This window comes from Marinobacter sp., from assembly GCF_046484525.1.
GTDB lineage: Bacteria > Pseudomonadota > Gammaproteobacteria > Pseudomonadales > Oleiphilaceae > Marinobacter.
Genome location: NZ_JAWOIS010000029.1, coordinates 1 through 7,769, shown reverse-complemented (window position 1 = coordinate 7,769; position 7,769 = coordinate 1). Strand labels below are relative to the sequence as shown.

Annotated in this window: 8 protein-coding genes; 3 read left to right on the top strand and 5 right to left on the bottom strand. The window is 59.9% G+C overall.

What is annotated here, in order from left to right:
- Window positions 1-64 precede the first annotated feature (64 nt).
- Together R6W86_RS06640 and R6W86_RS06635 are read right to left on the bottom strand one after the other, a co-directional pair.
- The gene (locus R6W86_RS06640; protein ID WP_410328586.1) at window positions 65-235 is read right to left on the bottom strand and encodes a hypothetical protein; all 171 of its coding nucleotides are present in this window, start codon (window positions 233-235) and stop codon (window positions 65-67) included.
- Window positions 235-1,416, bottom strand: coding sequence for a M24 family metallopeptidase (locus R6W86_RS06635; protein WP_410328585.1), 1,182 nt, complete (start codon window positions 1,414-1,416; stop codon window positions 235-237). Before R6W86_RS06635 ends, R6W86_RS06640 begins: the two co-directional genes overlap by 1 nt.
- A gap of 97 nt (window positions 1,417-1,513) precedes the next feature.
- Here R6W86_RS06635 and R6W86_RS06630 point away from each other — a divergent pair, with 97 nt between their 5' ends.
- The gene (locus R6W86_RS06630) at window positions 1,514-2,593 is read left to right on the top strand and encodes an MBL fold metallo-hydrolase (protein WP_410328584.1); all 1,080 of its coding nucleotides are present in this window, start codon (window positions 1,514-1,516) and stop codon (window positions 2,591-2,593) included.
- Here the strand turns inward: R6W86_RS06630 and R6W86_RS06625 are convergent.
- Complete coding sequence (locus R6W86_RS06625) at window positions 2,565-3,395, bottom strand: DUF2059 domain-containing protein (protein WP_410328583.1); 831 nt, start codon at window positions 3,393-3,395, stop codon at window positions 2,565-2,567. The genes R6W86_RS06630 and R6W86_RS06625 overlap by 29 nt on opposite strands.
- A gap of 211 nt (window positions 3,396-3,606) precedes the next feature.
- Here R6W86_RS06625 and R6W86_RS06620 point away from each other — a divergent pair, with 211 nt between their 5' ends.
- Complete coding sequence (locus tag R6W86_RS06620; RefSeq protein WP_410328587.1) at window positions 3,607-4,215, top strand: lysozyme-like domain containing protein; 609 nt, start codon at window positions 3,607-3,609, stop codon at window positions 4,213-4,215.
- Here R6W86_RS06620 and R6W86_RS06615 read toward each other — a convergent pair whose 3' ends face one another.
- On the bottom strand, window positions 4,216-5,115 hold the full coding sequence (locus tag R6W86_RS06615) for a LysR family transcriptional regulator (RefSeq protein ID WP_410328582.1): 900 nt from the start codon (window positions 5,113-5,115) through the stop codon (window positions 4,216-4,218).
- A gap of 130 nt (window positions 5,116-5,245) precedes the next feature.
- Here R6W86_RS06615 and R6W86_RS06610 point away from each other — a divergent pair, with 130 nt between their 5' ends.
- Window positions 5,246-5,440 (top strand): hypothetical protein, encoded by a 195-nt coding sequence (locus tag R6W86_RS06610; protein ID WP_410328581.1) that lies wholly within the window; start codon window positions 5,246-5,248, stop codon window positions 5,438-5,440.
- 91 nt (window positions 5,441-5,531) lie between these two features.
- On the opposite strand, the gene R6W86_RS06605 is transcribed toward R6W86_RS06610, so the two are convergent.
- Window positions 5,532-7,214 (bottom strand): AMP-binding protein, encoded by a 1,683-nt coding sequence (locus R6W86_RS06605; RefSeq protein WP_410328580.1) that lies wholly within the window; start codon window positions 7,212-7,214, stop codon window positions 5,532-5,534.
- Window positions 7,215-7,769: the final 555 nt, after the last annotated feature.

The window sequence follows — 7,769 nt, the reverse complement described above, 5'->3', positions numbered from 1 at the left end:
ACTGAGCCACTGAGAGCCTTGAGAGCAAGGCGCGATGGCGAAGGTTTGGTGGTTCCAAATCGAGTCAGAGCAACGCAGCTATCAAGGCTCTCAGTGGCTCCCGAAGGGCGCGGCGCTGGGGCCCCTGACCGATGTTGCCAGCACTTGATGTGGAACCACCACACCTGCGCACTGGCGCCTTGGCCAGGGTCTCCAGCGCCACGCAGTAGGTCAGCGAATTAACCAGACGGGACACTAGCCGAGGGTCCAGGGGTTGTGGGTAATCGGCTCAGCGCCGTCGTCCGTGACCAGGATGGTCTCGCTGCAGCCTATTCCCCACTGGTTGGGAATACGCAGGCAGATGGGCAGATGAAAGACCATGCCTGGACGGAACTCCATGTTGCCGCCCCGGGCGATGAAACCCGAGCCTTCGACCCAGGAGGGCGGAAACTGGGCGCCTACCGTGTAGCCGAATACGCCAGAAAAGAACACCTTGTCGGCCAGTGGCTGGAGCGCGCGTTCGGCGTCATGGGCGGCCTGATCAAAGGTGACGCCCGGGCGGATTGAGTTCAGCAGCGTTTCCACAATGCGTCGGCAGCCGTCGTGGACCCGCTCCATTTCAGAGGAGGGCCGCGCTCCGGCCACAATGGTCTGCATCATGGGTGCCGTGTAGCGGTGCCAGGCGGACCCGAACTCCAGGAACACCGGATCCCCTTCCTGTATCACCGTACGCTTGTGGTTGCAGTGAATCACGCTGCTGCGCCGGCCGGCGGTCACGATCGGCTGCATGCTCATGAATTCACTGCCGGCTTCCAGCAAAGTCCGGGCACCGACCGCGGCAATGTCATTATCGGTGACACCGGGGCGCACCGCCGCTACTGCCGCTTCCAGCCCTTCGGCGGTTATCCGGGCACTTTCGCGCAGCAAGCCGATCTCGGCCTGCGACTTCACGATCCGGATCTTTTTCAGCAGGCCGCCATTGTTGAGAAACCGGACGCCAGGCATTCGGGCCCGGAGCCCTTCCAGTACCCCCTGGCGCAGGGAGCCGTGCCAGGCATCAATGCCCACGGTTTCGACTCCGTCATTGAGGATCTTCACGAGCGGCTCCAGCACTTCGCCGATACCCTCCCAACGGTAGCCGCTGACCCGGGCAACCCGGGTGGTGACCATGGCCGGTCCCATTTCGATGGAGGGCACCTGTAACAGAAGATCTTCCTGGGTGACCACCAGGGCCACATGAACGGACACCTCGAAGGTGCTGTAACCGGTCAGGTAGAAGATATCGGAGGGATCGGTCAACAGCAGTGCCCCAAAGTCTTCCCGGGCCATACGATCCCGGACACGGGCCAGCCGTTGGTCAAATTCCTTTTCGGTAAACGGGCACTCCAGCCCCCTGAGTTGCGAGGACAAGGCTTTCTGATAGGCATTGAAATCCATTGCGACTCTCCTCACTCGCATATACTAGGGAGAGTGGACCGAAATCCGGCTTTGTACAAATTTCAGACACCCGAAAATTCACCACGCGGGAGCCCATATGGACTGCAAACGACAGCCGACCGGCGCAGTACAGGTCAGCGTTGAGCTTGGTGCGCTGACCAGCGTGGCCAAGGACCCTCAAGTGGTGGTAAGGGTCGGACCGGTGGTGGCTTCCCTGGTCAACGGCGTGGGCGGTGACCCGCTGTTGCAGTTACGGCTGCTGCATGAATCCCGGAGTCTGTTGTTTGACCTCGGGGATACCGGGCGCATGCCCCTTCGCTCCGCCCACCAGGTCAGCGATGTGTTTATCACCCATTGCCACGCCGACCACATCGGCGGATTCATGTGGTTCCTGCGCAGTCGGATCGGCCACTTCCCGCCCTGTCGGTTGTTCGGACCGCCCGGACTGATGCGACACATCACCGGTATGATCAGCGGCATCCTGTGGGACCGGGTCGAGGACCGGGCCCCCCGGTTCATGGTTCACGAGTGGCACGGGGATCATCTCAAACGCTGGAAGATCACCGCGGGCGAACCGACACCGACACCCCTGGCGGATCAGTCCACGCCCGATGGTGTGCTTTACCGGGAGCCGGAATTCCAGATACGCGCCGCCTTGCTGGACCACGGCACGCCGGTTATGGCGTACGCCTGGGAGCCCTTTGGCAAGCTGCAGGTACGCAACGACCGGTTGAAGGCCATGGGATTACAACCGGGACCCTGGTTGCATGATCTGAAAATGGCGGTGTTGCGCAAGCAGCCTGACGAGCTGATTTCACCGGACGCCTCCCGCACCTGGCGAGCAGAGGACCTAGCCCGCAAGCTGCTGATCCAGGCACCCGGGGACAAGGTAGTCTATGGCACGGATTTCGCGGATACCCCGGAAAACACCGGGAAAATGACCGCCCTCGCCCAGGGCGCTCACACCCTGTTCTGCGAGGCCTCGTTCATGATGGCGGATGAGGACCAGGCCCACCGGACCCACCACCTCACTACCCGAGCCTGTGCCCGGATTGCCAACGGGGCGGGGGCCCGGCAGCTGATCTCGTTCCATTTTTCCCACCGCTATGAACGCAAACGGGAGGAGGTTTACCGGGAACTGCGGGAGTTTACTGACCGTTTGGTGATTCCGGACTGAGGAAACGGGACATCTGCTTGCCAACGCTTTCCACCGGCTCGGTTATCGCCTGCTGGATACTGTTGGTAACCACCCGGGAAAATGCCGAACCGGCGTCGCTTTCGAGGAAGTCCAGGTACAGGCCCAGCTCCTGGTTACTGATGTTGCGGTAGGTATACAGATAACTGTCATAGACCTGCTGCTCCATCATGCCGCGCAGCATGCTGCGCTGCCCCTCGATACGCTGGCGGATCTGCTCGTAATGCACGGAGTCCGTGCTCAATGCGGCCATCGCCGTCGCCATGCCCAGCTGCACTGCGATGGACGTATCCACGGCGCTTTCGGTGGCGCGGGAGGCGCGATCAAACCGGTCAAACATGCGGGACCTTTCGGTGCCCTGATACTTTTCGTTCAGGGCCGGAGCCTGAGCCCTAACCTGCTGCCAGTTGTCGGGGGCCGATGCGGCGATTTCCGCTTCGGCTATCTTCCGCGCCACGGGTGTCTCATACCACTCACGCACTGCTTCCAACTGCGCATCCGAGAGGTTCTCGTCCAGGTCGGCGATGATCCGGCGTTCGATGTCCTCGGCCCGGAAACTGCTACTGACAATATGCCCCAGGGTTTCCGCCACCATCGGCGGTACCTGGCCACTCTGTTTCATGCCCTCGCGAATCCCCTGGCTCATCATCGCCGGGTATTGGGCAACGATGTCGTCAATGGGGGATGCCGCCAGCACCTGCTGGGCACTCGGGGCGGCATGGGCCATCCCGCCAGCCAGCAGCGTTACGACTAAAAGAGGTTTAACTAGGGTGCCAAGTCTCATTTCACTATCATCCTGAGTTGGGAATACCGCCGTTTATGACACGGCCGCAGCCCCCTCAGCAAGCCATTCAAAGCCCCGGGGAGATGACAGTTTGGTAGGGAAATCGCGCAAACCACGCTCCCGACGCAGGCAGCGTCGCAGCAAGCGCCTTAATGTGTGGCGTGCGCGGGCAAAGTGGTATGGGTTACCGGTTCTGGGCTTGCTGGTGGGCATGTGGGCCACCCTCCGTTTCAGCCTGCTGGCGCCGGATCCGCCCGCCAACCCAGACAATCTGTGCGAGATTTTCCGGGAACACTCGGTCTGGTACGACTACGCCCGGGCCTCCCAGGACAAATGGGGGACACCCATCGCCACCCAGATGGCCTTCGTGTACTACGAATCTTCGTTCCGCAGTCACGCCCGACCGCCAAGGACCCTGCTCTGGGGACTGATCCCGTGGACCCGGCCCACCACGGCCTTCGGCTACGCCCAGGCGCTGGATCCGGCCTGGCGGGAATATCAGGCAGAAAACGATGGTGGCTGGCTGACCGTCCGCTCGGACATGGAATACGCACTGGATTTCGTGGGCTGGTACAACCGACTGAGTCATGAACACCTCGGCATTCCCTTCACCGCTCCCCGGGAACTCTACCTGGCCTATCACGAGGGCCGAGGCGGTTACACCCGCAGAAGCTATGACCAGAAGCCTGAGATCCGGGCACTGGCTGCCCGGGTCCGCAGCCGGGCGTTCCGCTATCATAACCAGCTGCAGCAGTGCGAACAGGAGTTCCAGTGCTGGCGCTGGTATCAGTTCTGGCCATTCTGCCGGGCGGAGCGGTAATCAGAAGGTGGTACTGATCTCGATCGCCGATTCCAACGCCCGCAACCGATCCACCAGGAATTCCATCACGATACGCACCCGGGCCATCTGCTGGGTATCCTGGTTAACGTGCAACCATAGATCCACGCTTTCACCCTCCAGCGGATCTGATAACCGTCTCAGCTCTTTGGCGCTCTCACCGACATAACATGGCAACACCGCCAGCCCGGCGCCGGCCCTGGCGAGGGCAGCCATGGACTCCAGACTGTTGCAGCGGATCACCGAGGTGACGTTCTTCAGGTGCTTGCGGTACCAGCGCCCGGTCGCCAACTGGCTGAAGGTCTCGTCCGGGATGATCCAGAGGCAGTCCTCCGGCCGGTTCTCGATGTCCATGTCCCGGTTGCGCCGGCAATAACGGGCGGAACCATAGACTGCGGACTCGACAGCGGCAATACGCTCCCCTTCGAGGGTCGCCTGGGGCTTGTTTTCCGGCCGCAGCGTAAGGTCCGCCTCCCGGTGCGAAAGGTTGGCCACATCGTTGTCAGTGAGCACTTCCAGCTCGATATCCGGAAACTCCCGGACCAGCTCCGACAGGATCGGGCTGAGCAGCTCGTTCAGCATCATGTCCTCAGCCGCGATCCGGACCTTTCCAACCGGCGCGGAATCTCCGCCAACCAGTTTGCGCTCCAGGTTTTCCATGTCCGTGGCCAGCCTCTCGGCCTCCCGGAATGCCATTTCTCCCACGGGGGTCAGTTGCAACCCGCTCTGATTGCGTTCAAAAAATTGCACACCCAAAGACTCTTCCATCTGATCGAGTCGCCTCAGAACAGTGGTCTGGTGCACACCCAGCAATTCACCGGCCTTTGCAAGCGTTCCGCCTATTGCAAGGGCCCTTATATATCGAAGATAATCCCAGTCCATAATCACTGCATATTTGCAACGCGGATACGGAGTTTAACGTATTTAAGCTGCAAAAAAGAATCCTTAGAATAGTTCGTAAATTAAAGGTAGATCGCTAATCAATCCACCAAATGAAAAGGAGGAAGGCGCTATGACTCAGAACCATATCGCAACCGTTAACCCGCTGCCGTCCAGTATCCTCCACAACAGTGCTGAGATCAGGCGCCAGTATACCCGTACTGCAGCAAAGCAGGCGGCGCAGTTTATCAGTCGCAAGGTGCGCATTTTCAACCGCAAGGCTGCGGTTGTGGCTCAGGATATGCCTCAGGTTCAGGGTGGACACTGATTCACCATAGGTGATTCGGGTCAGAGAACAGCCCAACAAAAAACGCCGGCGATCATCGCCGGCGTTTTTTTGTTGGCTCGAAGAAAAGCGATCAGAACTCCCAGACTACCTTGCTGTTCCGGGCAAACCAGTCCTCCATCCTGTTGTTATAGAAGTCCTCGATCACGTTCCGCTTGATCTTCATGGTGGGCGTGAGCATTCCGTTCTCCATGGTCCAGGGCTCCTTCACAACCACCACGAAGGCCACCTTTTCATGGGCCTCACAGGCCGCGTTCACCGCATCCAGCTCGGCTGCCAGCTCCTGCTCAAGTTCTGAACGATCGGCACCCCGCTCCAGCTCATCCCGTGCTTCCTCCGATAACAGCACCATCAGACAAGGCTGCGGCTGATTGGCTCCAGCCACACAGACCACCTCGGCCCGGGGATGGTTGAAGCGGTTCTCGATGGGCACCGGTACTACATACTTGCCTTTTGAAGTCTTGAACAGATCCTTGACCCGGCCGGTGATCCGGAGATAGCCCTGATTGTCGATTTCACCCATGTCTCCGGTCTTCAGGAAGCCATCATCGGTAAGGTCCTCCCGCGTTTTCTCCTCGTTCTTGTAGTAGCCAAGCATCTGGCCCGGGCTCCGGACCTGGACTTCTCCACCCTCACCGATCCGGTGCTCAACCCCGGGGTTGGCCATGCCCACATACCCCGCCCTGGCCTGACCCGGACGATTGGCATGGGAATAGCCGAAGTTCTCCGACATGCCGTACACCTCCAGCAGCTCCAGGCCCAGGTTGCGGTACCAGGAAACGATTTCCGCGGACAGGGGGGCGGCGCCGGTGAGCGCGGCCCGGCAATGGTCCAGGCCCAGTTGCCGGAGTACCTTTTTCTTGACCACCGAATTCAGGATCGGGATGTTGAACAGCAGCCTCTGCTTTTTCGGCGGCAACCTGGCATTCACGCCCAGGTAGAACTTCATCCACAGGCGGGGCACCGAGAAGAACAGCGTTGGCCTGGCCCGTTGCAGGTCTTCCTGGAAGGTGTCCAGGGAGTTGGCGAAATAGAGATGGAAGCCGAAATACAGGGACTGGGTCTCCACCGCCGCCCGTTCCGCCACGTGGGCCAGGGGCAGATATGACAGCATGCGCTCCTCGGAGCTTACCGGGAACAGTTGCTGCAGACCGTCAGCCACGGAAATCATGTTCCGGAAACTGTGCATGACGCCCTTCGGACGACCGGTGGAGCCGGAGGTATAGACAATCGTTGCCAGGTCATCCGGACCCGGCATCCGGGGCTCTGCGGGTTCATGTTCGGCAATAATGTCGAGCCACTTCGGAGTGTCGTCCCGGGGCGACAGCGGCAGGGAAATAATCGGCAGATCGGCAGGCAGGCTGCCCTTGATGTCGTTCCAGCCGTCAGCAGTGCCATCCATCTTGCCGAGGAATAGCAGCCTGGCCTCGCTGTGCTCCAGGATATAGGCCGCCGTCTCCCCGTTGAGAGTCGGGTAAAGTGGAACGCTGACATGGCCGGCGGCCCAGATCGCCAGGTCCGCCAGTATCCAGTAGGCGCTGTTCTTGCCCAGGAGTCCGATGTTGCTGCGGTCCGGCAGGTCCAGACTCATCAGGTAACCGGCCATCCGGGAAACCTGGTCGGCTGCCTGATTCCAGGTGATATCTTCCACACGACCATCAGGATAGGGCTGGGTGAGATAGACTTTATCGGGGGTTTGCTCCGCCCAGTAATAAAGACAGTGCAGTGATGTCTGCTTGCGAGAATCTACCGCCATTCGTAACTCCTGATTGTTATTGTTCAGCCGGTGTAGTGCGGTGCTTTATTGTTGTTATGACTCTACATGCATAGTAGCCGACCTCGCCTTGGCCTCAATAGCAATAAATAACGTCCCGGTTGGCCAATTCGTCCGCACTGAGAAGTTGTTCAGAAATTAAACCGTGACATTAATCAAGACTGGTCTACAGTGAGGGTTACAGCGTATCCACCAAGCAGTCGCATCAATGTCAGGAGATGACTATGAAAACACCGACTCGCTCGGCTCTGATCTTCCCCCTCTGGGGCGTCATCCTCGTCGGCTCCGGGGCCTTTTTCTACTGTGCCTACGCGGGCCTGTTGGGCGGCTGACCCCAGCGATCCACGCTAGTGTCCCGTCTGGTTAATTCGCTGACCTACTGAGCCACTGAGAGCCTTGAGAGCAAGGCGCGATGGCGAAGGTTTGGTGGTTCCAAATCGAGTCAGAGCAACGCAGCTATCAAGGCTCTCAGTGGCTCCCGAAGGGCGCGGCGCTGGGGCCCCTGACCGATGTTGCCAGCACTTGATGTGGAACCAC

Excerpts from the sequence above, each read along its gene's own strand:
- R6W86_RS06610 (WP_410328581.1), top strand. The coding sequence starts at position 5,246 with ATGACTCAGAACCATATCGCAACCGTTAACCCGCTGCCGTCCAGTATC.
- R6W86_RS06630 (WP_410328584.1), top strand. The coding sequence starts at position 1,514 with ATGGACTGCAAACGACAGCCGACCGGCGCAGTACAGGTCAGCGTTGAG.
- R6W86_RS06605 (WP_410328580.1), bottom strand. The coding sequence starts at position 7,214 with ATGGCGGTAGATTCTCGCAAGCAGACATCACTGCACTGTCTTTATTAC.
- R6W86_RS06620 (WP_410328587.1), top strand. The coding sequence starts at position 3,607 with ATGTGGGCCACCCTCCGTTTCAGCCTGCTGGCGCCGGATCCGCCCGCC.
- R6W86_RS06615 (WP_410328582.1), bottom strand. The coding sequence starts at position 5,115 with ATGGACTGGGATTATCTTCGATATATAAGGGCCCTTGCAATAGGCGGA.
- R6W86_RS06625 (WP_410328583.1), bottom strand. The coding sequence starts at position 3,395 with ATGAGACTTGGCACCCTAGTTAAACCTCTTTTAGTCGTAACGCTGCTG.
- R6W86_RS06635 (WP_410328585.1), bottom strand. The coding sequence starts at position 1,416 with ATGGATTTCAATGCCTATCAGAAAGCCTTGTCCTCGCAACTCAGGGGG.